At 43.0% G+C, this 24,305-nt stretch carries 21 protein-coding genes and 1 CRISPR repeat array; of the genes, 7 read left to right on the forward strand and 14 right to left on the reverse strand.

The genetic code is table 11. The features are described from left to right. Nucleotides 1-227 precede the first annotated feature (227 nt). Nucleotides 228-2,423, forward strand: coding sequence for a catalase/peroxidase HPI (gene katG, locus AACU25_RS13620; protein ID WP_096576448.1), 2,196 nt, complete (start codon nucleotides 228-230; stop codon nucleotides 2,421-2,423). A 497-nt stretch (nucleotides 2,424-2,920) separates the two neighbouring features. Here katG and AACU25_RS13625 read toward each other — a convergent pair whose 3' ends face one another. From AACU25_RS13625 to AACU25_RS13640, 4 genes are all read right to left on the reverse strand, one after another. Further along, nucleotides 2,921-3,595 carry an ATP-binding cassette domain-containing protein gene (locus tag AACU25_RS13625; protein ID WP_096576452.1) on the reverse strand — a complete coding sequence of 225 codons (675 nt, stop codon included), beginning with the start codon at nucleotides 3,593-3,595 and terminating at the stop codon, nucleotides 2,921-2,923. A 19-nt stretch (nucleotides 3,596-3,614) separates the two neighbouring features. Beyond that, on the reverse strand, nucleotides 3,615-3,860 hold the full coding sequence (locus tag AACU25_RS13630) for a hypothetical protein (protein WP_096576454.1): 246 nt from the start codon (nucleotides 3,858-3,860) through the stop codon (nucleotides 3,615-3,617). A gap of 3 nt (nucleotides 3,861-3,863) precedes the next feature. Beyond that, nucleotides 3,864-4,088, reverse strand: coding sequence for a hypothetical protein (locus tag AACU25_RS13635; protein ID WP_190445902.1), 225 nt, complete (start codon nucleotides 4,086-4,088; stop codon nucleotides 3,864-3,866). 19 nt (nucleotides 4,089-4,107) lie between these two features. Then, a CRISPR array of direct repeats spans nucleotides 4,108-5,152; the repeat unit is 37 nt; unit sequence GTTTCAATCCCTAATAGGGATTAAGTGAAGTTTAAAC. A gap of 534 nt (nucleotides 5,153-5,686) precedes the next feature. Then, a complete protein-coding gene (locus tag AACU25_RS13640) occupies nucleotides 5,687-5,911 on the reverse strand; it encodes a hypothetical protein (protein ID WP_339382025.1) in 225 nt (74 codons plus the stop codon). 12 nt (nucleotides 5,912-5,923) lie between these two features. Here AACU25_RS13640 and AACU25_RS13645 point away from each other — a divergent pair, with 12 nt between their 5' ends. After that, entirely contained in the window at nucleotides 5,924-6,067 is a 144-nt protein-coding gene (locus AACU25_RS13645) for a hypothetical protein (RefSeq protein ID WP_339382026.1), read from the forward strand. 317 nt (nucleotides 6,068-6,384) lie between these two features. After that, nucleotides 6,385-6,753 (forward strand): hypothetical protein, encoded by a 369-nt coding sequence (locus tag AACU25_RS13650; protein ID WP_190445882.1) that lies wholly within the window; start codon nucleotides 6,385-6,387, stop codon nucleotides 6,751-6,753. 234 nt (nucleotides 6,754-6,987) lie between these two features. Here the strand turns inward: AACU25_RS13650 and AACU25_RS13655 are convergent, their stop codons facing one another. Both AACU25_RS13655 and AACU25_RS13660 read right to left on the reverse strand, forming a co-directional pair. Continuing rightward, nucleotides 6,988-7,674 carry an HAD family hydrolase gene (locus tag AACU25_RS13655; RefSeq protein WP_096576462.1) on the reverse strand — a complete coding sequence of 229 codons (687 nt, stop codon included), beginning with the start codon at nucleotides 7,672-7,674 and terminating at the stop codon, nucleotides 6,988-6,990. Between the two features lie 33 nt (nucleotides 7,675-7,707). Further along, nucleotides 7,708-8,013 (reverse strand): hypothetical protein, encoded by a 306-nt coding sequence (locus AACU25_RS13660; RefSeq protein WP_096576464.1) that lies wholly within the window; start codon nucleotides 8,011-8,013, stop codon nucleotides 7,708-7,710. Here AACU25_RS13660 and AACU25_RS13665 point away from each other — a divergent pair. The 3 genes from AACU25_RS13665 to ssuE all read left to right on the forward strand — a co-directional run bounded on the left by AACU25_RS13665 (nucleotide 8,006) and on the right by ssuE (nucleotide 11,316). Next, nucleotides 8,006-9,181, forward strand: coding sequence for an acyl-CoA dehydrogenase family protein (locus AACU25_RS13665; RefSeq protein WP_096576466.1), 1,176 nt, complete (start codon nucleotides 8,006-8,008; stop codon nucleotides 9,179-9,181). The genes AACU25_RS13660 and AACU25_RS13665 overlap by 8 nt on opposite strands. A gap of 379 nt (nucleotides 9,182-9,560) precedes the next feature. After that, entirely contained in the window at nucleotides 9,561-10,721 is a 1,161-nt protein-coding gene (gene ssuD / locus AACU25_RS13670; protein WP_096576468.1) for an FMNH2-dependent alkanesulfonate monooxygenase, read from the forward strand. A 31-nt stretch (nucleotides 10,722-10,752) separates the two neighbouring features. Then, on the forward strand, nucleotides 10,753-11,316 hold the full coding sequence (gene ssuE / locus AACU25_RS13675) for an NADPH-dependent FMN reductase (RefSeq protein WP_096576470.1): 564 nt from the start codon (nucleotides 10,753-10,755) through the stop codon (nucleotides 11,314-11,316). Between the two features lie 229 nt (nucleotides 11,317-11,545). Here the strand turns inward: ssuE and pntB are convergent, their stop codons facing one another. The 5 genes from pntB to AACU25_RS13700 all read right to left on the reverse strand — a co-directional run bounded on the left by pntB (nucleotide 11,546) and on the right by AACU25_RS13700 (nucleotide 19,437). Continuing rightward, complete coding sequence (pntB, locus tag AACU25_RS13680; RefSeq protein WP_096576472.1) at nucleotides 11,546-12,988, reverse strand: Re/Si-specific NAD(P)(+) transhydrogenase subunit beta; 1,443 nt, start codon at nucleotides 12,986-12,988, stop codon at nucleotides 11,546-11,548. 9 nt (nucleotides 12,989-12,997) lie between these two features. After that, nucleotides 12,998-14,584: a Re/Si-specific NAD(P)(+) transhydrogenase subunit alpha gene (gene pntA / locus AACU25_RS13685; protein WP_096576474.1), complete on the reverse strand. Its 1,587-nt coding sequence runs from the start codon at nucleotides 14,582-14,584 to the stop codon at nucleotides 12,998-13,000. Nucleotides 14,585-15,673: 1,089 nt separating this feature from the next. Then, entirely contained in the window at nucleotides 15,674-15,889 is a 216-nt protein-coding gene (gvpA, locus tag AACU25_RS13690; RefSeq protein ID WP_010996411.1) for a gas vesicle structural protein GvpA, read from the reverse strand. A gap of 896 nt (nucleotides 15,890-16,785) precedes the next feature. Then, entirely contained in the window at nucleotides 16,786-18,018 is a 1,233-nt protein-coding gene (locus AACU25_RS13695; protein WP_096576477.1) for a response regulator, read from the reverse strand. Between the two features lie 819 nt (nucleotides 18,019-18,837). Then, nucleotides 18,838-19,437, reverse strand: a complete 600-nt coding sequence (locus tag AACU25_RS13700) for an MBL fold metallo-hydrolase (RefSeq protein ID WP_096576479.1) — start codon at nucleotides 19,435-19,437, stop codon at nucleotides 18,838-18,840. A 535-nt stretch (nucleotides 19,438-19,972) separates the two neighbouring features. Between AACU25_RS13700 and AACU25_RS13705 the strand changes: the two genes are divergently transcribed. Continuing rightward, nucleotides 19,973-22,111 carry a protein kinase domain-containing protein gene (locus tag AACU25_RS13705; RefSeq protein WP_096576481.1) on the forward strand — a complete coding sequence of 713 codons (2,139 nt, stop codon included), beginning with the start codon at nucleotides 19,973-19,975 and terminating at the stop codon, nucleotides 22,109-22,111. Nucleotides 22,112-22,335: 224 nt separating this feature from the next. Here AACU25_RS13705 and AACU25_RS13710 read toward each other — a convergent pair whose 3' ends face one another. The 3 genes from AACU25_RS13710 to AACU25_RS13720 all read right to left on the reverse strand — a co-directional run bounded on the left by AACU25_RS13710 (nucleotide 22,336) and on the right by AACU25_RS13720 (nucleotide 24,290). Continuing rightward, nucleotides 22,336-22,806, reverse strand: coding sequence for a DUF2752 domain-containing protein (locus AACU25_RS13710; protein ID WP_321206798.1), 471 nt, complete (start codon nucleotides 22,804-22,806; stop codon nucleotides 22,336-22,338). 5 nt (nucleotides 22,807-22,811) lie between these two features. Further along, on the reverse strand, nucleotides 22,812-23,066 hold the full coding sequence (locus tag AACU25_RS13715; protein ID WP_096576483.1) for a CD225/dispanin family protein: 255 nt from the start codon (nucleotides 23,064-23,066) through the stop codon (nucleotides 22,812-22,814). Between the two features lie 528 nt (nucleotides 23,067-23,594). Continuing rightward, the gene (locus AACU25_RS13720) at nucleotides 23,595-24,290 is read right to left on the reverse strand and encodes a class I SAM-dependent methyltransferase (RefSeq protein WP_096576485.1); all 696 of its coding nucleotides are present in this window, start codon (nucleotides 24,288-24,290) and stop codon (nucleotides 23,595-23,597) included. Between the last annotated feature and the right edge of the window lie 15 nt (nucleotides 24,291-24,305).

Consider the following 24,305-nt stretch of genomic DNA (forward strand, 5'->3'; position numbering starts at 1 on the left):
GGAAGTCCCTTAAATAGGTTCTTTCTTGGTTATACCCATCAATATTTAAATGCGATCGCCCTGCTTAGTCCATGAGTATAACCGATTGTTTCAAATCATAACGTTGTTTATATTTCTCTTCGATTATATTTCTCATCGATCATCCCCATAATTGCCCATGTGCTATTTGTTGGCTATACCAGCACTACATCAAAAAATCCATACCACAAAATTTGACGGGAGATACTATGAGCAGCGAAAGCGGATGCCCATTTACGGGCGGAGGCCAGAAATTTCAGGCTCGTCATGTGCCGTCTAACCGAGACTGGTGGCCAAATTATTTGAATCTGAGCATTCTCCACCAGCACTCACCCCAGTCCAATCCTATGGGTGAGGCGTTCAACTATGCTCAGGAGTTTCAGAGTCTCGACTTAAATGCTGTCAGGCAAGATATCTATCAGCTGATGACCACCTCTGTTGACTGGTGGCCAGCCGATTATGGTCATTATGGGCCGCTGTTCATCCGCATGGCTTGGCACAGCGCAGGCACCTATCGGATTGGCGACGGTCGCGGCGGCGCGGGATCGGGTAGCCAAAGGTTTGAGCCACTCAACAGTTGGCCTGACAATGCCAACCTCGACAAGGCGCGGATGTTGCTTTGGCCAATCAAGCAGAAATACGGCAAGAAAATTTCCTGGGCTGACCTCATGGTCTTCGCTGGTAACTGCGCCTTGGAGTCGATGGGCTTCAAGACGCTCGGCTTTGCTGGCGGGCGCGTGGATGTCTGGCAGCCAGAAGAAGATATCTACTGGGGTTCTGAAAAAACCTGGCTCGGCGACGAGCGTTATAGCGGCGATCGCGTGCTGCTGAATCCCTTGGCTGCCGTTCAGATGGGTCTAATCTACGTGAATCCGGAAGGGCCCAACGGTGAGCCCGATCCGGTTGGCTCAGGGCGCGATATTCGCGAGACCTTTGGGCGGATGGCAATGAATGATGCAGAAACGGTGGCGCTCGTTGCCGGCGGACATACCTTTGGCAAATGTCATGGTGCGGGTGAGGCAACCCACGTAGGTCAAGACCCTGGGGGTGCCACCATTGTGGAGCAGGGTCTTGGTTGGAAAAGCACCTTCAACACGGGTGTCGGCATCGATGCGATCACTAGCGGTATCGAAGGCGCATGGACTCCCACGCCGACGCAATGGGACAACAGCTATCTCGAAACCTTGTTCAAATATGATTGGGAAGTTGTGAAAAGTCCTGCTGGTGCACATCAGTGGGCACCTAAAAACGGCGCTGGCGCGGATACGGTGCCTGACGCGCACGATCCAGCAAAACGGCACGCCCCCATGATGACTACGGCGGACATGGCCATGAGGCTTGACCCCATCTACGAGCCGATTTCACGGCATTATTACGAGCACCCGGATGAGTTTGCAGATGCATTTGCCAAAGCGTGGTTCAAGCTGACACATCGCGACATGGGGCCGCGATCGCGCTATCTCGGCCCGGAGGTTCCAGCCGAAGAGTTTTTGTGGCAAGATCCCGTCCCCCCAGTCACCCATGAATTGATTGATGAGCAAGACATCGCCGCTCTCAAAGGCAAGATTCTGGCCTCGGGACTGTCTGTTTCCCAACTCGTTTCAACTGCTTGGGCATCTGCGTCAACTTTCCGCTGCTCTGATATGCGCGGTGGCGCGAACGGGGCGCGCATTCGTCTCGCGCCACAGAAAGATTGGGAGGTCAACCAGCCGACCCAACTGGCAACGGTGCTGCAAACCCTAGAGGCAATTCAACAGGAATTTAACAGCTCGCATTCTGGCGGGAAGCAGGTTTCGCTGGCTGACTTGATCGTTCTGGGTGGATGTGCAGGTATCGAACAAGCGGCGAAAAATGCTGGTCACGACGTGACGGTTCCCTTCCAGCCGGGACGCACGGATGCGTTGCCAGAGAAAACGGATGTCGAATCCTTCGCCGTCCTCGAACCGGCTGCGGACGGGTTCCGCAACTATACCAGTGGTAAACACAGCGAATCGTTAGAGGAGTTGTTGGTTGATCGGGCACAATTGCTGTCCCTGTCAGCCCCGCAGATGACGGTTCTTGTAGGCGGCTTGCGCGTCCTGGGTGCGAACTATGGAGCATCCAAACACGGAGTTTTCACCCATCGCCCAGAGACGTTGACCAATGACTTCTTCGTAAATCTGCTCGACCTGGGTACAACGTGGAAGGCGACCTCTGAAGATGAATATGAGTTTGAGGGGAGCGATCGCAAAACAGGTTCACTTAAGTGGACTGGTACCCGTGTTGACCTCATCTTCGGCTCAAACTCTCAGCTACGAGCTCTCGCGGAAGTCTACGGCTCTGAGGACTCACAGCCGAAATTTGTGCATGACTTTGTGGCGGCGTGGGACAAGGTGATGAACCTTGATCGCTATGACCTCAAATAGTCGAAAGCGAGAAGCTTTTCGAGGGTTTCTCGGCGTAACTTCGCTCATTTGGCAATTGGGGGTCGAGATGGAAGCAAAAGAGCAGAAATCCTGAACTTGGGTGGAAGCTGAAACAAATATGAGGACAGTATTTCAACATAAATTGAAATACCGCCCTCAAAGAGTGCATGAATAATGCAGGAAGCAGTCCCAATGAAACAAGTTTCACCACCAAGCATATAATACCAATTCATAGGTGGCGAAGTGGCAAAGGCAGAATTTACCGATGCAGTTTTGGATGTGGCGCGGTGGTGGCAGTAGTAGCGTGGCAAAGCTAAAATAGTGCATGGCTCAAACTCTTGTGGGATGGGCATCTTGCCCGTCCTGGGCAGACAAGACTTCGGCGTGAGCGCTCAGTCGAACGCTGTCCACCCCACAAGAAAATTATATTGCCTCATTTTAGTCTAGACACGCCAGTAGGATGCGTTAGCCTCCGGCGTAACGCATCCTCCCAATTGTTAACTCTGTTTCATTCCCCATTTATCCACAGTTCTCAACTCAATTAAGTGGAAAAGGTAATTCACAGCTAAACCCAAACTAGCAATCACGACTAACCCAGCAAATACACGATCCGTTTGCAGTGTGTCTACAATTTCTTTCACGGTTCCGGGTACAGGTGTCATCACTGCAACTTGATGTCCAAGATAGACGGCTTCTTCTATGGAATGGGTGATTAAAATCAATGTTACCCCTGTACTGTGCCAAATATTGTTGAGTTCATATTGCAGTTGAGTACGGGTTAAAGCATCGAGTGCTGCAAATGGTTCATCCATGAGCAAAACTTGAGGTTTAACAGCCAAGGCGCGTGCGATCGCCACTCGTTGTTTCATCCCACCTGAGAGTTGATGCGGATATTTATCCCTGGATGCGGAGACTCCCACTAATTCCAGATATCTGCAAGCTTCAGCAATGGCGGTTTTACCTCTGGCTTTATTTGTCGTTTCCAACGCATAAACTACATTTTGCAATACAGTTTGCCAAGGTAAGAGCTGTTCAAAGTCTTGAAAAACAATCATTCTCTCGGGACTGGGTGTGGTGATGCGCTTACCTGCAATTAATAATTCGCCACTAGTGACAGGTACAAAACCTGCGATCGCTTTTAACAGGGTACTCTTTCCACAACCCGAAGCAATACTGCTCGGTTAAGGATTTTCAACTCGGAATTTGGTTTGGGGAAAAGGTGAAAGGGTAAGGGTTAAAGGTTTTTTCTTGCCCCTTTTCCCCTTCCCCTTTCCCCCTTAACCGACAAGTATTGCAACCCGAAGGCCCAATGATGGCAAACTTTTCTCCCGATTTCACACTAAAGTTAACATCTTGTACAGCCGTAAATTTCTGCTTACTATCTTTGTAGCTAATATGCACATTTTTAGCTGCAATCAACGAGTCTAAATCTGCCATAAATTAATCTCCACCAGCACCTTGAAGTGTCGGTAAAATTAATTCATCAATTGATTTTGGCTGCTTGTTTAGCATCCCTATTTCATGCATGAATGCGGCATATTTAAGAAAGGCTTTTGGCTCTGTACCGTAGGCTACAGCTTTATTCTTCAGCCATTTTTGATATTGTGCCACTGATACCTTACCGCCATCTATTTGCGAGAGAATTTTTGCAACCTCGGCTCTCATACTCATCCAAGTGAGCCTTGTTTTAATCCCTAATAGGGATTAAGTGAAGTTTAAACGCTAATGCTTGAGTAAGTGTGCTGGCAATGTCACGTTTCAATCCCTAATAGGGATTAAGTGAAGTTTAAACTTTACCTGGATAAGAAAATCGCCTTAACCTTCTCTTGTTTCAATCCCTAATAGGGATTAAGTGAAGTTTAAACAATAATACGCCCATTAGAAGCGAACCAATTTAGTTTCAATCCCTAATAGGGATTAAGTGAAGTTTAAACGAGCGCCAATACAAGGCAATGATGGACGAGGAAAAAGGTTTCAATCCCTAATAGGGATTAAGTGAAGTTTAAACCTCATGGAGTGAAAGTTGGAACTCCCACCACTGTGTTTCAATCCCTAATAGGGATTAAGTGAAGTTTAAACTTAAAGGAAGCAAAAAGCCGTTGTTACTTATCGAGTTTCAATCCCTAATAGGGATTAAGTGAAGTTTAAACCAAATTCTGATATTCCGAATTACACCCCAGATCCGTTTCAATCCCTAATAGGGATTAAGTGAAGTTTAAACACATTATCCTATTGACACTACCGACAATCAAAGTTACGTTTCAATCCCTAATAGGGATTAAGTGAAGTTTAAACGTAATAGGTTTATCAAAATACTGGAGGCTATTAGGTTTCAATCCCTAATAGGGATTAAGTGAAGTTTAAACGAAATTCAATGAGTGGGTTTTCGCCAAGAGTTGTGTTTCAATCCCTAATAGGGATTAAGTGAAGTTTAAACTAAAAATCCTTCACCCGAATACATAGAAGCAGCAAGTTTCAATCCCTAATAGGGATTAAGTGAAGTTTAAACTTGCCTTTACTAGCGTTTTTATCGCTAGCTATTGCTGATTCGTTTCAATCCCTAATAGGGATTAAGTGAAGTTTAAACGAAAGGCAGGCAAACTGGGGCATCGATAGTATATGTTTCAATCCCTAATAGGGATTAAGTGAAGTTTAAACACAGTCAGCACCCCTCAAACCCTTGCAAATCAAGGTTTCAATCCCTAATAGGGATTAAGTGAAGTTTAAACAGCGGAAGCCCCAAAGCCAATGTATATATAGTTTTCAAGGTACTGTTGCGCGGACAGTGCAATCATAACATAAGCAATAATGAAACAGCAAACCCAAAATAGCTGAAAGTCAATCTCTGTAAGGTGCGCGGGTGATTGGACAGCAATAAATCAGTAGAAGCCTTATATACAAATAGTTTTAACGGTTTTTGGTGAGATTACTTTTCTAACACCTACCCATCCGCGCATTCTGGCAAGAAAAGAGTATGGTTGCGGGCGGCTGATATTCAATCATAGCAGCACAGGCAATGCATTAGGGAAGGCTAAAACATCAATTATTGAGAGCTAGTTAATCGAAAAATTGGCTCGTTGGTTGTGAAGGAGAGCTGGTTGTGCGTGAAGGAGATCTGGTTGTGCGTGAAGGAGCGCTCATTGATAGACAACCCGATCATGTTGGTTATGAAGGAACCGATGTTCTCTATGGATGAGCGCTCATTGGTAGACAACCCGATCACGTTGGTTGTGAAGGAACCGATGTTCTCTATGGATGAGCGCTCATTGGTAGAGAACCCGATCACGTTGGTTATGAAGGAACCAATGTTCTCTATGGATGAGCGCTCGTTGATAGACAACCCGATCAGGTTGGTTATGAAGGAACCAATGTTCTCTATGGATGAGCGATCGCAAGCTATGTAGACGCAGTCTATCCGTAGAAATCGCATCCAGTAGTGCTAATTGTTGACTTTGTCTGATATGTATAGGCGCGGGTAAACTACGCAATTATACTCAGCAATGAAGTGTGTAAAGATATTTGTCCACTGCCTCACAAATCCCGTGGTTTTTGCGATTGCTACCCTGCGGGAAGGCTCCGCCTACGTCGTTCCTCTTGGCTGTGGACAGGCTTCGAGAGCGATCGCACAACCATTAGTTAGATGATCAAACCAAGCACTAGGGGGAATTTTAAGACTTGTGTGTACACCGTAGCCCACTAGGAGAGGGGAGCAAGAGATTCAATTCCCCTTCTCCCCCAGGGAGAAGGGGTTAGGGGATGAGGGCGCGAGGTATTTGTACAACGCCCGCCCTATATAGCTTTTAGCTTAAGTTGACACCAATGCATCTTGTCCGCCCAGGACGGGCAAGATGCCCATCCCACAAGAGTTTGAGCAATGCACTATTTTAGTCTAGACACGCTACTACATTCAATTCAGATTTTTGTTCACGTGTTGTGATATATAGCTCATGGTTATGGTGTTGTGCCCATTCTCTACCAGAAATCTCGACAACACAAATACTCATTAATGCCTTGGGATGATGTGAGGCTTGATATTGGCGATCGCTTGATTGTTTTAGCCACTAGCAATAGTTTACAGCGAATTGAATGGGGTGAAATGCTACCTCGCCTTTGGCAAGTGCAAATCGAACAAGCTGTGACTAGTAGTGCTATGGCTCATGCTGTAGAGAAAATCACCTTGATTACAGGATGTACTGCTGCTGATGTTCTGCAATGGATGAATAATTTGCCCACAGTATTACCAACACTACTTTATAAATACCAAGCTCAACATCTGGTACGCGAGTTAAAAAAATTACAAATTATTGCCAGCGTCATCTTGATTAAATAAGCCTGGAAGAAGGCAGTCCCAATTAAACAAGTTTCACAAGCCTTATATAATATCAAGTCCGGCTAATTACTTACGATATGGTTGGTCATTGGGAATTGGTCATTAGTAATTATTAAACTGGATTTTTCTTTCCCATTACCCATGACCCATGACCCATTACCAACCTTCACAGATATGATAAGTCCTCAAACGGACATGATATGAAAATTTAGCTTTGTTAAGGTTGAATTGATACTATGCTGTTGTAATTGCTTGAATGGCTAAAGGTGAACTGTCAAACTGTGTTAACAAGTCAGCTGGGTCATTGTAAATAGCGATCGCATTTTCTAATTGATCATCATCAAAGCCACCGCAACGCAGCGCAATCACATCAACACCAGCTTTATTTGCTGACTCAATATCATAAGGAGTATCACCCAGCATTACTACCTGGGATGCGGGAATGTTCAGCCTATCCAAAGCAGCTTGCACAATATCTGGAGCTGGTTTAGAAGATTCAGCATCGTTAGATGTGGTGGCTTCATCTTGACTGAGTAAGTCGTCAATGTGTCCTGCTTTTAGCAATACCGAAAGTTCTTGACTGCTGGCTGAACTAGCGATGATCAGGCGTAATCCCACAGATTGCATTTTCAATATTAGTTCCCGCGCCCCATTGGTAGGAGTCAGCTCTTTACTAAACTTGTTAATGATTAGTTCTTTGCGTTTATCGGCAATTTGCTTACCTTTACCTTGTTGATCCGAAAGTCCTGGCACAAATTTGGGAATAATCTGGTCGCCTCCCATGCCAATTAGCGGTCGGACTTGTGTAAACTTTACCTCATAGCCAAATTCTGCAAATGCTTCTACCCAAGCTTCAGCATGAGCATTATTACTAAGAATCAGTGTCCCATCTACATCTAGAATTACACCTTGGTATGCCATTGCAAATCTCTAGGTTACTTTAGTGCTTCTACTCTAGTGAAAGCTTTCTGTTCTTACCTCTATCTCGATTGTTACTTCTATTGGCAGAATTATATGGGGCATTGGGCATTGGGCATTGGGCATTGAGTAATGGGTAATGGGTAATGGGTAATTGGTAATTGGTAATAGATATTTCTCCCGTGCTTCCTCATCCTCCTCATCTCCCTCATCTGTCTCACCCAATCCCCAGTCCCCAGTCCCCAGTCCCCAGTCCCTAATCCCCAGTCCCCATTTATATGACAATAAATAAATTGCCGCCTTGCTGTACTTTGTAAACGCTGAAGAAGTAAATATGGTCAAACTTAATACATCTCCAGTGACACCTAGCACCGATTTATTTGAGCGTGTCGCTTCTCTGGCTGCTGACTTTGCTACTCGCGCTGCAGTGCACGATCTCGATGGTTCTTTTCCATTTGAGAATTTTACGGCTCTCCAGCAAGCGCAGCTCTTGAATTTGACTGTTCCTAAAGAGTTTGGCGGACAGGCTTTAGGATATGCGGCTGTCAGTCGGGTGATTGAAACTATAGCTAGTGGGGATGCGGCTACGGCTTTAGTGTTGACGATGCATTATCTCCAACACGCTAATGCTAGCCGTTCACGTCGCTGGCCAGAAGAGATTTATCAACGGTTGTGTCGGGAATCGTTGGCAGGTATTGCTTTATTAAATGCTGCCCGGGTGGAACCAGAATTAGGTACGCCAGCGAGGGGTGGATTACCTGCAACCACAGCTCAACAAACCCCAGATGGTTGGCTATTAAATGGTCATAAAATATACACTACAGGCAGTCCAATTTTAAGCTACTTCGTTGTGTGGGCGCGCACCACAGAGCCAGAACCGCGAGTAGGAAATTTTCTCGTACCTCGTGATGTTCCTGGTGTACGAATTGCAGAGACTTGGGATCATTTGGGAATGAGGGCTACTGGTAGCCATGACCTGATTTTAGAAAATGCCTTAATTCCTTTAGAATACGCTTTAGATATTCGCCCATTGTCAGCTTGGTCATTACCAGACCCCTTGCAATTAGCTGGTAATAGCCTGTGGCTGAGTGCTTTGTATCAAGGTGTAGCCAAAGCCGCCCGTGATTGGTTAGTAGGTTATTTAAATGAGCGATCGCCTTCTAACTTAGGAGCTAGTTTAGCCACTCTACCCCGCTTTCAAACCGCAATGGGTGAAATTGAAGCTTTACTCTACGCCAGCGATCGCCTAATTTACGGTTTAGCCCACGATATCGACCGCGCCGAGTATGATAACACCGTAGCATTACAGGCACATTCCGTAAAATATATCACCACAAGTAACGCCATTCGCGCCGTTGAAACAGGACTAGAACTAATTGGTAATCCTGGCTTATCACGTCATAACCCTTTAGAAAGATACTATCGCGACGTTCTATGCAGCCGCATCCATACCCCACAGAATGATGCGATTTGTATGTCGTTGGGTAAGAGGGCGTTGGGGAATGGGTAATGGGGATTGGGGATTGGGGAATGGGTAATGGGTAATGGGTAATGGGTAATGGGGCAAATTACTTTTGACCTTTGACCCTTGACCCTTGACCCTTGACCCTTGACCCTTGACCCTTGACCTTTGACCCTTGACCTTTGACCCTTGACCCTTGACCTTTGACCCTTGACCTTTGACCTTTGACCCTTGACCTTTGACCTTTGACCTTTGACCTTTGACCCTTGACCCTTAAGTTCATCGCGTCTCTACAATTGACTTTTCAACCTGTTGCTTTCCCTGCATACCTATGCAATACTCTTAGATGACAAATAAATACGGTATACACATAGAATTACCGTAGTTTTATAGAAATCTGATTTTGCAGCCATATTAAATAGGGATTATGCAACTACTTTGGTTTATCCCCACGCACGGAGAAGGACGCTATCTTGGTACTACTATAGGCGCGAGGGCAGTAAATTTTGATTATTGGCGACAAATTGCCCAAGCCATCGATCACTTGGGTTTTACAGGTGCTTTGTTACCAACAGGGCGTTCTTGTGAAGATGCGTGGATTTTGGCATCAACGCTAGCAACCCATACAAAAAAAATGCGGTTTCTGGTGGCGATTCGCCCGGGGTTGATGTCACCAGGAGTTGCGGCGCGGATGGCTGCGACGTTTGACCGGATTTCTGGGGGACGCTTGCTAATTAATGTGGTTACAGGTGGCGATCCCGTAGAGTTGGCGGGTGATGGTTTGCATCTTTCCCATGACGATCGTTATAAACTCACCGATGAATTTTTGACAGTGTGGCGGCAAATCGCAGCGAATGAAGTTACTAACTTCCAAGGCGATTATCTCAACATCCAAGAAGGGAAGATTTTATTTCCACCTGTACAGAAACCATATCCACCGTTGTGGTTTGGTGGTTCTTCTCCCATTGCTCAAGAAATTGCTGCCAAGCACGTAGATGTTTACTTAACTTGGGGTGAAACACCTGCACAAGTTGCCCAAAAAATTGCCTCAGTGCGTCGGCTAGCAGAAGCGCAAGGACGGACAATCCGCTTTGGTATTCGCCTGCACGTCATTGTGAGAGAAACTGAAAGTCAAGCTTGGGATGCAGCAAATAATCTAATTCGCTATGTAGACGAAGATGCGATCGCTAAAACTCAAGAAGCATACGCCCGTATGGACTCTGAAGGACAGCGTCGGATGCAAGAATTACACAAGGGTAGCCGCGACGCTTTAGAAATTAGTCCCAATTTATGGGCAGGAATTGGTTTAGTACGGGGTGGTGCGGGGACTGCTTTAGTCGGCGATCCCGATACTGTGGCTCAAAGAATGTTGGAGTATACAGACTTGGGGATTGATACTTTTATCTTCTCTGGTTATCCCCATCTAGAGGAAGCTTACCGTGTGGCTGAATTACTATTCCCACGCTTGCCTTTAGAAAATTTACCTGCGATTGAACCGCAATTCACAAGTCCGTTTGGCGAAATCGTTGCTAATCAGGAATTTCCCAAACCACAAATTAATCAGCCAACAGCTGCGACTGTAGATTAACAGCAAAATATTCTCAGGAGAACTTTAGAACATGGCTCATATTTTAGCGATCGCAGGTAGTCCTTCCCATCCTTCCCGCACCTACTCTTTACTGGAGTATGCTAGCAAACTGCTTGTACAGCAAGGCGTAACGGTAGATATTATCTCAGTGCGCGACATTCCAGCGGAAGATTTAGCTTATGGACGTTACGATAGTCCAGCTTTAGAAAAACCAAAAGCTCTGTTAGAAAAAGCTGATGGCGTAATTATTGCTACACCTATTTACAAAGCTGCTTACACAGGTGTCTTAAAAGCCTTCTTGGATTTATTACCCCAGAAATCCTTAGCCGGAAAAGTTGTACTTCCTCTAGCTACAGGCGGAACAATCGCCCATTTATTAGCAATAGAATATGCGTTAAAACCCGTGCTATCCGAATTAGGAGCGCGGCACATCCTAAGTACTATCTACAGTATAGATAAGCAAATTCAAGTACAAGCTGATGGCAGTATTCAGCTTGATGCAGAAATTGCCCAGAGATTACAGGATGTACTGTCTGATTTCGCCAAAGTGATCGATATTTCTGCCGCTACAAAAGAAGTCGCTCACGCCAACTAGCGCATAATCTTGATTCTTTCTGCTCCCAGTAGCAGTTTGGCTGCTCTTCCCAGACTGCTACTTTTCTCATGGATTGGGGGATTGGGGATTGGGGACTGGGGACTGGGAAAAAGCAGGGGGACAGGGAGCAGGGAGCAGGGGAGACATAATTAATGACAAATCCCAAACACCAATTACCAATTACCCATTACCCATTACCCATTACCCATTACCCCATGCCCCATGCCCCTTAATTTAATACCCTTGTCGCTGCCAAATTCAGACTTGCTGCGTCTGCTTTTAACTGGGTGAGTTTGGCAACAGTCGCGTCAATGTTTTTCTTGGCATCGCCAAACAGCATCAGGGTGTTGTCTTTGTAGAAGAGGGGATTTTCTACGCCGGCGTAGCCGCTAGCCATGCTGCGTTTCATGACGATGACGGTGCTAGCTTTCCAAACTTCTAAGACTGGCATTCCGGCGATGGGACTGTTGGGGTTTTCTAAGGCGCTGGGGTTGACGGTGTCGTTAGCGCCAATTACCAAAACTACATCTGTTTCGGGGAAGTCGTGATTAATTTCATCCATTTCTAAAACGATGTCGTAAGGCACTTTCGCCTCTGCCAACAGCACGTTCATGTGTCCGGGCATTCTACCCGCTACGGGATGGATACCAAAGCGAATTTTAACGCCGCGATCGCGCAGTTGTTTGACAATTTCGGAAACTCCATGTTGCGCTTGGGCTACTGCCATGCCATAGCCAGGGACGATAATTACACTCTTGGCGCGGTATAAGAGTTCTACTGTGTCTTCTATTGTGGTGGCGGTGAATTTGCCTGTAGGTTGTTCGCTACTTTCCGCAGTGGTGGTTTGAGCGCCAAAACCTCCTAAAATGACGCTGATAAAGGAACGGTTCATGGCTTTACACATGATGTAGCTGAGGATAGCGCCACTACTACCTACCAATGCACCTGTAATAATCAGCAAATCGTTGGATAACATGAAGCCGGCAGCCGCCGCCGCCCAGCCAGAGTAGCTGTTGAGCATGGAAATTACCACTGGCATATCTGCACCACCAATTGCCATGACGAGATGAACGCCTAAAACGCAGGCAATTGCAGACATGATTAGTAGTAGTTGCAATCCAGGGAGGGATGCTGTGCCGAGAAACTGGCTACCTAACCACAGGACAGCAACTAGCATCGCTAAGTTGAGGATGTGCCGCCCTGGAAGTAATAGCGGTTTGCTGCTGATGATCCCGCGCAGTTTGCCAAAGGCAACTATTGAACCTGTAAAGGTGACTGCCCCAATAAATACACCAATATAAATTTCTACTTGGTGGATAGTTGCTTCTACGGGGGTGAGTGGCGTTTCTTGGAGATAATTAGCAACGCCTACCAAAACCGCCGCCATCCCTACAAAACTATGAAGAATTGCCACTAGTTCTGGCATGGATGTCATCGCCACCCTTGAGGCGACAATGGCACCTACAATGGCTCCGGGGATCGCGACAGTAGCTAAGATACCGTAGGCGTTTGCCTGAAGGGTAAGTGTAGTAGCGACAAAAGCAATCAGCATCCCCACAATGCCGTAAATATTGCCTTTACGAGCGGTTTCCTGGTCAGACAATCCCCCCAAACTGAGAATGAATAAGGCGCTAGCTACAATGTACGCCACTGTCAGTAAATTATTTGACATAAATTTCTTCTATTTTTGGAACATCTTGAGCATTCGTTGCGTGACGAGGAAACCGCCGGAAATATTAATCGTGCCCACTAAAATTGCGATCGCGCCTAGGATGGTAGTAGCTGAGTTAGCAGATCCGGATATTTGCACCATACCGCCGATAATAATGATGCCGCTAATGGCATTGGTGACGCTCATCAGTGGTGTGTGCAAAGCAGGTTTTACATTCCAAATGACTTGCCAACCAATAAAGCAAGCTAAAACAAACACGGTGAAATGAGCTAGGAATTCTGGCGGTGCAGTGATGCCGATACCTACTAAGGCTAAAGCCACTATCAATAGCCAAAAAAAGTTAACTCCGCCCCCTCCTTGGGAAGTTTGAGAAATTGGTGCTGTAGGTGTAGTTGCTAATACTGGCGGCGTTTCTTTGACTTTTTCTACTACTTTCTCGACTTTTACCTCCACCTTTTTCTCAAATTTTGGTGCTGGCCAAGTAATATCACCCGCATAAGCGACTAAAGCGCCGCGCACTACCTCATCTTCCAGATTTACTTGGTATTTACTCGCCCCACCCATCTCTTCTAAAAGATGGCAAAGATTCGTCCCATAAAGCTGACTGGCTTGTTGTGCCATGCGGCTGGGTAGGTCTGTTAACCCAACAATTGTGACTCCGTTGTAACGGTACACTTCATGAGGATGGGTACAAGCGCAATTACCTCCCTGTTCTGCGGCCAAATCAACGACTACAGAACCCTCTTTCATACTCTCAACCATTGCTTGAGTAATCAGTATGGGTGCTGTTCTCCCAGGAATCAAGGCTGTGGTAATGATGATGTCAACATCCTTTGCTTGCTCCGCAAACAGTTCCATCTCTGCTTTGATAAATTCATCGCTCATTACCTTGGCGTAGCCACCTTCACCAGAACCATCCTCAGCAAAGTTGAGTTCGAGAAACTCTGCGCCCAGGCTTTCTACTTGTTCTTTTACCACCAAGCGGGTATCAAATGCCCGCACAATTGCCCCCAATCCTTTAGCTGTACCAATGGCGGCTAGCCCAGCTACACCCACACCAATCACCAATATCTTCGCTGGTGGAACTTTACCTGCTGCTGTAATTTGACCGTTAAAGAAGCGTCCAAAGTGGTTAGCGGCTTCAATTACAGCCCGGTAGCCAGCAAGATTGGCCATGGAACTCAAAGCATCCATTTTTTGAGCGCGGCTAATGCGTGGGATTGCATCCATCGCCAGCGCTGTAGCTTTGCGTTCTAGCAGTTTTTGCAGCAGTTGGGCATTTTGGGCAGGCCAAATAAAACCAATGATTGTGCTGCCCTCACGCAGCAAATCCGTTTCATCTTTGCCTAACTCGGGATGCATTTGGGGTGGGCGTACTTTGAGTACAATATCTGCCTCTGCCCAAAGAGTGGCAGCATCGGCAATAATGTGGCATTGGGATTGCCTATAGGCATCATCGGCAAAATTTGCCCCGCAACCTGCACTCGTTTCTACAAGTACATCAAAGCCAAGTTTTTGTAGCCGCTTGGCTGTGTCTGGTGTGACAGCTACACGCTGTTCACCAGGGTAAACTTCCTTGGGGATACCAACCTTCATGGGTCTTCTCCTTTTGATTTAGCTGAGTTTCCCAGAAAAAAGAAACGTGAAGCAATTCAAAATTCGCTCATTCAACAAACCCCTGATGAGAGGCTGTGCCAACGGGGTAGGGAACTCTTGAAGTAGGCAGAGGGGCAGGGGGAAGGGGGCAGGGGGAAAAAGAAAAATATTGTTGGGCAGTCCCTTGAACACCTGTGATCCAAATTGTAGATTGAAAATCTTGAACATCTGGCTGTTTACGGATTCTCAAACAATGCTGGCTATACTAATTTGGGATTACCTGTTAAGAGTTCGCTGTGAAAATGAAAAACTAATTTGTTGATAGTTATTCTGGCGGTTGGCTGTATGCAATTTCAATGTGGAGGTGTCTAAAGCGGTAGCAACTTCCACAAAACTTGGAAACAAAATTTCCTTGCTTTTTGCCTCCCTATTTAGGTTTTATGTTTTATTGAGTTGAATTACTTCTGTTAAAGATACTATTTACTGTAGTCTGATGGATCTAGATTTGTATCAATTCTTCACAAGCTTTTGTATGATGATTAAAAGATAAAACTTGTAGCAATTTGATATAAAACTGAAAAGAATCTTATTATCACAGCAATACACAAGAATGATATTAGCTTACTAAGCTGATGGGAATAATATTTTTTGTGTGCTGCAAATTTAATAGTATTTCCCAATCTAGGTAAGGTACGCCCATAAGGACAGGGCAGTTCCGTGCCATTACACCTGGCGATATAATTTTGTACCTTATCTGCATCAGAAACACCATAGAGTATTTCAACTCTGTGCAACTTCTATCATGCAAATATCGGGTTGCAGTAAGCTTACCCCAATCTAATTTTTGAGTTAGAAGACATCTCCTAGAGGTGGTATTAAAACCAAAATATTTTGGTATTCGACTGCAATTAAGGATTGCAAAACTACATTAATTGTAAATAGCTAAAAATCCTTCTAAGTTGAAGGATTTTTAGCTATAAGAAAGAAATTATCCTGAAAGTGCCAACTTTAAAAGTCGTTTCTCAATTTCACCCGATGTGACTTTTTTTAGTTTGCACAAACGAGGTAGAGATAGCGTACTCTTAATAATTAAGCAGGCATAGCAGCTGATTGAGTTAAACCAACAGCTTCTGCATATTTCAAATAGGTTTCAACAGAAGCGATAACGATCCGAGCTTCAATAGCTAGTAGTTCAATACCTACTAAAGAAACACGTACCCACGCATCTACAACGATACCTTTGTCTAAAATACGGTCAATAACTTCTGCCAAACTTGAAGAGGAATTAGTTTTTTCAACTGCCATTGTTTTTTACCTTACTCATTGTTGATTGTTAGTAGTTTCAGCTAGGTTTTATTCCTTCGCTTCCCACTGAATTAATATTAAACATACCTTGGTTAAATGTAAATAGTTTTGGGCAGAAAAATGTAAAAAAATATGCACTTAGATAGTTAAATTAAGGGAAATAATTGTATGCAATGTTTGAATTGTATATATTCTTTGATAAACAAGGAGCTTTTTATGGTGAAAATTGGTTGATTTTGATGATTTTTATGTATATTGTAGAATTCAAAAATTGCTAATCTTATTCAATGATAAATATGGGGTGAAAGCCCTACTGTATATAGATAATGCTTGGCTAGAGAAATAACAGCGTTTTTTTAAATCATCTCAAAAATTAAGTGATAATACGGTTATAAAAATATAAATATCTCGCTATAAAATAATTTGATATACTATTTAATATAGTTTTTAGCAGAGAAAATTTTTTGGAAATACCAGGTAAAAAAGCTATTACTTCTTTTTGAAGCAATAGCTTTTTTAATTATCTAGAAAAAGATTAATTATGTGCTGCAAAACCTCAAATCTCAAATCGCTGAGGGCGATCGCTTCTAGCTGAAAGTTATCAACTCAATATTTCCAGGTATTTGCTAGAGGCTGTTCCTAGGCGGAGATTTAGTCAAGAAGAGGAATTGGAGCAGGGAGGAAGACTGGGACGGAGCTTGGACTCCGCCCCGTATCAGCCCATATAGTTCAGTTAAGCTCATTAGCTATTGATTTGTCATTTATTAAAGAAGCTAGAAGAATTGGGGGATTCTCCCCCAAACCCCCGATTGGGTGACGGTTGCGTCCCCCAAACCCCCTCCAAAATTATTGTTCTGTTTTTTGTTGAGTAACTAGTTTTTTGGTTTTGTGATCAATTAATTTTCTGAACATTGAGGCTGCAGGGGGAACTTGGGGCCACATTTGGGGATTGGGGAGATGAGCAGTCGTTTCTGACGTTCTAACTGCAAAGCTGTTTTGACTCTTTCAAATTCCGCTTCTAACTGATGGAGTCGCTCTGGTAGATGGCTGATTTCAGAAAGAGCGATCGCTTCGATTTCTCGACAAATTTCTGTGAGATTTCTGGCTCCTAAATAGGCGCTACTAGATTTCCAGCTATGGGCTAGACGGTGTACAGTTGTGGTATCTCCTTGAATAACGGCTTCCCGCATTTGCTCCAGTATATGTGGGGAATCTTCTAAATAGCAGTCAATAATTTCTAAGACAAAGGTTTCATCGTCTCCAGCCATTTCGTAAATTTTTTGCATAGCTTGAGTATTAATGGCTGGTAAGTCTGCTATTGGAATAACGGCGGGATTTGTTAGTGGTTGATTGAGTGGATGGGATTGGCGATCGCTTCTGTTGGGTGGGATAAAACCACCATTGCTAGAAACTATCGGTACGCATCGACTTAAGGCTTGAGCTAGTATTTCAATGCAGATAGGTTTGCTGAGATAGTCATCCATCCCTGCTGCTAGACATTCCTCGCGATCGCCTTGTAGGGCGCGGGCTGTCAAGGCAATAATTCGCGGACGCAAACCCACTGGATATTTTTGGCGGATCAGCTTTGTGGCTTCTAATCCGTCCATTTCGGGCATTTGCACATCCATTAAGATTACGTCATAAGACAAATGCTGGATGATTTCTAGAACTTCCTTACCATTGCTGACAACATCAGCACGGTATCCCAATTGTTTGAGCATTAATAATGCTAGCTTTTGATTCACTGCATGATCTTCCGCCAGCAAAATTCTTAAGGGGAATTTTTCTGCCATTGCAGAAGTGAGTGAAATTAGATGAGATGGCTGGGTATTTGTGTGGCTAGTAGCCTGCACATTAGCTTCTCTGGTAGGTACAGGATAACTAGCCGGGACGCGAATCGTGAAATAAAAAGTAGAGCCCTCTTCCAGGTGAGTCTCTACCAACATTTTGCCGCCCATCAATTCGCTAAGTTGGTGTTGAGCAGCTTGCAAAGCCATACGTCCACTGAGTGATTTGCAAAGCACATAACCCTGTGACTCTAACATTTTGGCTAACAAACGTAGATTATCGGGGTTATCATCTATGAGTAGAATATTGGTTTGTGATGCAGATTTCAGTAAGGTATCCATTGGTAGTTGGAATTAAGGCCGATTGATAATAGCGATCGCTTTTTACAGAAAGCAATCAACTCCATATTTTCGAGCATCTGCAAGAAGTAATTCTCAGCAGCAAATCTTCGCCGTTATTTCGTCAAGTCTGTCAGCCTTAAGAGTCGCTCTCAAAATTTCTACATTTAATTATTTATATTGCACGGGAGACAGATTGTAAACTCAAATCAAGCTTATATTTAACAATTACCTCTACTTCATTAAGTCATAAAGTGTCATTCTCAATCATGCCATGATTACTTAAAGTCTGTAGTTTATCATATATGCCAATACGGTTAAGTGAAGAATAATTAATTGGAAGTTGGGTTGTAGCAAGATCCCGTAGGGTACAGAATGAAACCTAACAAAGTTGCCAAAATCTTGGGACGAGAAACATTAATAATTAAAAATTTCTGAAATCAAATTATGCAATTTTTAGAAATGATTTTTCCCATGCTTCTACAGCCAGAAAGTAATAATTAATCAAAACAACTAATACCGATTCAAATAATGTTTGCGACAGATAAATTCTTTGTAAGGGCACGGCATCCGCAATCTTTCGGCATATCAAATATCTTACTGGTGCCGTGCCCCTACCCATCTGTCGCCTTCTTTTTAAAAAATGGTATAACTAATACCAAATCATATTAAATTTGGCTAATTACTTAGGATATAGTTGGTCATTGGCTATTGGGAATCAGCAAAAAACGACAAATTTAAAGCAAACTGGCTACCAAATACCAGAGGAGAGCTACTCCTCCTTGATATGCTTGGGAACAAGGAGGAGGAATGACACTTTAATTATAATGTTGCGACTAGTTCCTTGAGGCGATCGCGTCCATCGTGAAAAACTGACCAACCATCCCCGACTAATATTGTTTCTACTTGAGTCAGGTTTGCCAATCTTTGCACAGATGCTACAGCTTGTTCGCGGTTTACTAGCTTTTCGTCTGGCAATATAGTTAATGTACCTGCTCGATGGGCGCGCACCAAGTCCCCAGTAATTAAAGTAGTTTCTTCTAGCAATAGCGCTAGTTCGCCTGGAGTTTTAGAACCTTGAAGTTCAATCACCTTTAATCCTGGGACTAATTCTTCGCTATCACTCAGCCAGCGATCGCAATTTATCGGAAAATTATCTTTTTCTGCTATCGGCCCTGCTATTTTAGCGTAGGTTTGATCGGCAATATCCTTCGCTGCTCTAGCATGATCGGAATTAGTCAGTACAATCCAAGCTACATTACCCAAAGAGTTTAAGTGATTCCAATCGTGATTGGATAAAGCTACCGGATCGATTAAGATATTGCCCTCTGGACGAATCCAGGCAATCCCATTAAAATCAATGTTTCTTGCGGGATTGAAAGTAGACCAACCATATAGATCCGGACGGTGCAGAGATTTCATATTTATTTTGGGTCAATACCTTCAATAATTCAGTATCCGTAAATTTAGGATATAAATCAAGCTAGTGTTGCTTTAAAGGAGTCAAGAGATGGAAAGACGCGAGCAATCACGTCTGTATTCAAAAGTCAACACCGAGATTTCTGATTTTTCCTCTATTCAGTTATGTACAGAGGTTGCAGTTGCAATTTCTACGGCAATGCTTGTCATACAATAAAATTATTTTACAGTTTTAAATACATTTAATTTTTTTAATCATACCTTTTTAAACTAGTACAGCACGGCGTAAATAAACAGACCATTCAAAATCAACAAAACCCTTATTCTGTCTTGATTTTGAATTTTGAATTTTGAATTCCGCCTTGCGGTACTAGTGCTTATGCTTTCTCAAGAAAATATTAAATTACATACTATATAACTCTGATGGGTGTAAAAAATCGATATGGCTATACTTTTTCTTGCTTTTTCCCTATTCCCTATTTCCTGTGCCCTGATTCAGCAAATAATTGCAGTAATTAAATCCCATTAAAAATAATATATGCAAATCTGCCAAAATCCCAATTGCTCCAATCCTTTTAGCTCCGATGGTAATAGATTTTGCACCAGTTGTGGAGGAAACAGCTTTGGTACGTTATTCAAAAACCGCTACCGTATTAATCGATTATTAGGTGAAGGTGGTTTTGGCAAAACTTATGAAGCCAGAGATATAGATAGATTAGATGCACCTTGTGTAATTAAGCAATTTGTGCCCCAAGTGCAGGGAACTAGCGCACTTCAAAAAGCTGCGGAAATGTTTAAAGAAGAAGCAAAGCGCTTGTTTGAACTAGGAGAAAATCATCCTCAAATTCCCCGGCTAGTTGCCTATTTTGAGCAAGGATTAAACTTGTATTTAGTTCAAGAATTTATTGCTGGAGATACTTTAGCTGCAGAAATGAAACAACATACTTTTAATGAAATGCAGATTCGGGAACTGTTAGCTGATTTATTACCAATTCTGCAATTCATTCACGAGCGTAGTGTCATTCATCGGGATATTAAACCAGAAAATATCATTCGTCGGAGCTACGATCGCAAACTGGTACTAATTGACTTTGGGGGTGCGAAACAAGTTACACAAACAACTTTAGCGCGCCAGGGTACAGGGATTTATACAATTGGTTATGCTCCCTTAGAACAAATGCAAGGCTACGCTTACCCAGCTAGTGATTTATATGCTTTGGGTGCAACTTGTGCACGGCTAATAACTCGGTGTTTACCGCTACAAGACCCCTATGGTAATCTTGCAGATGCTCTTTATGATGTTAGAGAAGCGCGTTGGCTGTGGCGAGAACGAGTTAAGGAGCAAGGGTTAAGCATTAGTGACGATTTAGGACGGATTATTGATAAATTGCTCAAACATTTTGTTGGAGAAAGATATCAATCTGCAGCCGAAGTTTTGCAAGATTTACAAGCACCTCAAATTAGTAATGTACCACCAACAATTCCGGTTACCCCATCTGCAAATAATGCTCAAGCTTATAACTTTTGGGGATTAGATAAGGCTCAACGCCAAGATTATCAAGGTGCAATTACAGATTTTAATCGCGCTTTACAAATAGATCCCAATTATTTTGAGGCTTGGTGTAATCGAGGTAATGCCTACTTACAAATAGCCCAATATGATGCTGCACTAGCAGATTACGATCGCGCTTTAACTATCAATCCTACCTTTGCAGAGGCATTGCAAGGAAGGGAGAAAATTTTGTCTATGCAGCGCCGAACTGTACCTGTGCAGTCGCAACTGCAATTCCAACAAGCGGTTTTCGCCTATAATTTAAATGGACACTCACAGCTAGTTAGATCTGTAGCCTTCAGCAGAAATTCTCAAACCCTTATTAGCAGTAGTAACGATAAGACAATTAAAATTTGGAATCTGCAAACAGGCAAACTGCAAAGTGTATTAAATGAAACTGGTATTTGGATAGTAACTGCGATCGCTCCCGATAATCAGACTGTAGTGAGTGGCAGTAGCGATAATACAATTAAGATTTGGCATCTGAATGCTAATAAACCCCAGCGCATTCTTAGAGGACATTCTGACTTAATTAATTCTTTATCCATCAGTCCCAATGGGCAAACTATTGTCTCTGGAAGTAGAGATAAAACAATCAGAATTTGGCAAGTAGAAACAGGAAACCTACAGCAAACTCTCCCTGTAAATGCTGGTTTTATTTACACCACAGCTATCAGTCCCGATGGTAAATTTCTCATTAGTGCTGGTAGTGATAAAGTAATAAAAATTTGGCAGTTAGACAATGGGCAATTACTCCACACTATTACAGGTAACCCTGGCTTCGTGCGTGCTGTGGCTGTGAGTTCAGCGCTACAAATCATCGCCAGTGGCGGCTTTGGCCCAACCATCCACCTTTGGAACCTGCTTACAGGACAACTACAGCAGCGCTTGGAAGGACATCAAGGTTTGATTCAATGTTTGGCAATTACCCCAGATGGGCAAACCTTGATTAGTGGTAGCAGCGATCGCACAATCAAAATTTGGAATTTAAAAACTGGTAAATTATTACAAACTCTGACAGGACATACAGCAAGTATCTTATCTCTTGATATCAGTTCCGATGGGCGAAATCTTGCCAGCGCTGGTGAGGATAAAACTATCAGGATTTGGCAAGCAGCTCAATAATGAATTACTAATTCGTAATACCCTGTGGGAAGCCGCTACGCGTCTACGTAATTCCAAATAATTAATGATAAATAGCTAGTACAACAAGGCAAAAGTAAAAAGGCAAAAGTAAAAAGAAAGAATGATGATTTTGTAAGCTTTTCGCTTGTTTTAAATAGGTGGCTTATTTCCGCCGTATTGTACTAGTGACCATTTATCATTAATTGCACTAAACTACTGATTTTTCAAGGTGCTAACCAAGAAAAAGGAGCAAAAGGAAGATTTCGCAATACCCAATAAGCTACAATAATTTTTAACATCAACCAAATCCAATTTGGTTTAATAAAAACTTGGGGAATTTTTTCACCGAGAATTACAGGCGCGCTGTAGGATATATAAGAATAAATTAAATATGGCAGTGCTAAAATCATCAACGGGTTCAAATCAAAAGCCTTGATGATATGCCCGTGGAGTAATTGATGTAAGCCTCGTAGCGTACCACATCCAGGGCAATATAAACCAGTTAGCGCTTTAAAGGGGCTAGGCGGGTAAATAGAAGAATTGCTCGGATTGAAAAAGTAGAGAATAATTGCAGCTACAACAATAACGCCCGACAGTGCTGCAACTTTAACAGTTCTCACAGATATAGAAGATGAGCGACGAGGAATAATGTTCATTGTTTGTAGATAATATTTTTGCAATTTTGAACGCTGCATAATTATTATTGCGGTGCTAAAGAAGCCAAAATTACTAGGAGAAAATAAATTAAAAACACAGCTAATCCTGAACCAAAAGATACCCAACACCATGTTTTGGCGCTTTTGGATGATTGCATTGCTCCTTCATAATCTCCTGCTTGCAACTTTGTATTCACTTGAGCAGCATAAACAATCGCCACAATTCCAAATGGTAAACAGCAGAAAAGTGTAGTTAAAATTGCTTGGGGCAAATAGTTGGGTACATTCTGAGATTGCATTAAAACACCTTTGCAATGTCATTAATCCGACAATATGCGTTTCTAGAACACCGATTCAGTATTCAGAATCATGACCAAAAACCAGATTTTTTGGTGCTGCAACCATTAATATTTGGTTGTATTCAGACGTTAAAACTGGGTTTTTCAGCCTCTTAATTTTATTAATGAATCGGTGTTACGGTAATACGTCTCTAAACGATATCAGAATTAGCTTTGGGACTAGAAAGCTGCTTCATAAAAATAAATACTTGAGTATAATGGCGCAACATTATTGGTACTCTTACCGCATTCTATTGCACTGTAAATTGCTGTATATAGCTAGGATGCAAATTACTTTCATAAAAAAATACTGACAAAATCCCCGACTTTTTCAAAAAGTCGGGGATTTAAATCTCGATAAAGATAATTACCATGTAGGATGCGTTAGCGATAGCGTAACTCATCCCGCGTGAATTTCAAAAATCAAATCAGATTTCTATAGATTGCTTCTTGATGCAAACAAAGAGAAAATGCCAAGTTTTAACAAAATTATAAACTCGTCATTACCTGAGCTAATTCTTTAGATAAATCTGGTGTATCTTGTTGGCATTTGCTAAATAAAACCCCAGCCAAGAAGTAATAATCACCAGAATAAAATGCCATCTTATGTCTACGCAACTCTTCAATGTGATTTTTTACTTTTGGTTCTGAGCTATAGTAGCCGAACTTTAAAGGTAAGACCACAAAGTTGTTGACAACATATCCGTGTTCTTGTGCTTGAGAAATTGTACTTGTAGGATTAGAAAAACTAGAGACCAAAACTAGCACATTTTCATAGCCTAAAGCCAAAAGATTATTAGTAATTGTAGCTCCATCTATACCACCAAATAATAGGGGCATATAGATATCTTTATCGGGCGCTGGCAGATAGGGAGGATTGGCTACAAGATATTTACCTTCTGGTTTATCCGATTGAAATAAACAAGAATTGTTGATAATATATTTATTGGTAAGATGATATTCATCAATTGTTAAATTAGCAGCTTTCCAGGCAGAAGTATTTAATTCAAATCCCTGGATTACACCTTCAAATTGGTTCCTTAAGAGTGAGTTGATTACCGGACTACCATCGCCAGAGCCAAACTCAACAATACACTCAGGATTTTGGCAATTTCTGAGCACTAAAGTTTCTAAACAATTTGAGTAAAAATTAGATTCTTCTGGGCAGAAAAATATATCTTTCATGTGACCTCGATGCAA

Source organism: Tolypothrix tenuis PCC 7101, from assembly GCF_963874875.1.
Taxonomy (GTDB): domain Bacteria; phylum Cyanobacteriota; class Cyanobacteriia; order Cyanobacteriales; family Nostocaceae; genus Aulosira; species Aulosira tenue.

What these genes read in the sequence shown, in the direction of transcription:
- AACU25_RS13635 (WP_190445902.1), bottom strand. Translation starts at nt 4,088, where the DNA reads ATGAGAGCCGAGGTTGCAAAAATTCTCTCGCAAATAGATGGCGGTAAG.
- AACU25_RS13705 (WP_096576481.1), top strand. Translation starts at nt 19,973, where the DNA reads ATGCAAATCTGCCAAAATCCCAATTGCTCCAATCCTTTTAGCTCCGAT.
- gvpA (WP_010996411.1), bottom strand. Translation starts at nt 15,889, where the DNA reads ATGGCAGTTGAAAAAACTAATTCCTCTTCAAGTTTGGCAGAAGTTATT.
- AACU25_RS13715 (WP_096576483.1), bottom strand. Translation starts at nt 23,066, where the DNA reads ATGCAATCTCAGAATGTACCCAACTATTTGCCCCAAGCAATTTTAACT.
- ssuD (WP_096576468.1), top strand. Translation starts at nt 9,561, where the DNA reads ATGCAACTACTTTGGTTTATCCCCACGCACGGAGAAGGACGCTATCTT.
- pntA (WP_096576474.1), bottom strand. Translation starts at nt 14,584, where the DNA reads ATGAAGGTTGGTATCCCCAAGGAAGTTTACCCTGGTGAACAGCGTGTA.
- AACU25_RS13630 (WP_096576454.1), bottom strand. Translation starts at nt 3,860, where the DNA reads ATGGCAGATTTAGACTCGTTGATTGCAGCTAAAAATGTGCATATTAGC.
- AACU25_RS13665 (WP_096576466.1), top strand. Translation starts at nt 8,006, where the DNA reads ATGGTCAAACTTAATACATCTCCAGTGACACCTAGCACCGATTTATTT.
- pntB (WP_096576472.1), bottom strand. Translation starts at nt 12,988, where the DNA reads ATGTCAAATAATTTACTGACAGTGGCGTACATTGTAGCTAGCGCCTTA.
- AACU25_RS13700 (WP_096576479.1), bottom strand. Translation starts at nt 19,437, where the DNA reads ATGAAATCTCTGCACCGTCCGGATCTATATGGTTGGTCTACTTTCAAT.
- AACU25_RS13645 (WP_339382026.1), top strand. Translation starts at nt 5,924, where the DNA reads ATGAAGTGTGTAAAGATATTTGTCCACTGCCTCACAAATCCCGTGGTT.
- AACU25_RS13720 (WP_096576485.1), bottom strand. Translation starts at nt 24,290, where the DNA reads ATGAAAGATATATTTTTCTGCCCAGAAGAATCTAATTTTTACTCAAAT.
- AACU25_RS13655 (WP_096576462.1), bottom strand. Translation starts at nt 7,674, where the DNA reads ATGGCATACCAAGGTGTAATTCTAGATGTAGATGGGACACTGATTCTT.
- AACU25_RS13695 (WP_096576477.1), bottom strand. Translation starts at nt 18,018, where the DNA reads ATGGATACCTTACTGAAATCTGCATCACAAACCAATATTCTACTCATA.
- ssuE (WP_096576470.1), top strand. Translation starts at nt 10,753, where the DNA reads ATGGCTCATATTTTAGCGATCGCAGGTAGTCCTTCCCATCCTTCCCGC.
- AACU25_RS13710 (WP_321206798.1), bottom strand. Translation starts at nt 22,806, where the DNA reads ATGCAGCGTTCAAAATTGCAAAAATATTATCTACAAACAATGAACATT.
- katG (WP_096576448.1), top strand. Translation starts at nt 228, where the DNA reads ATGAGCAGCGAAAGCGGATGCCCATTTACGGGCGGAGGCCAGAAATTT.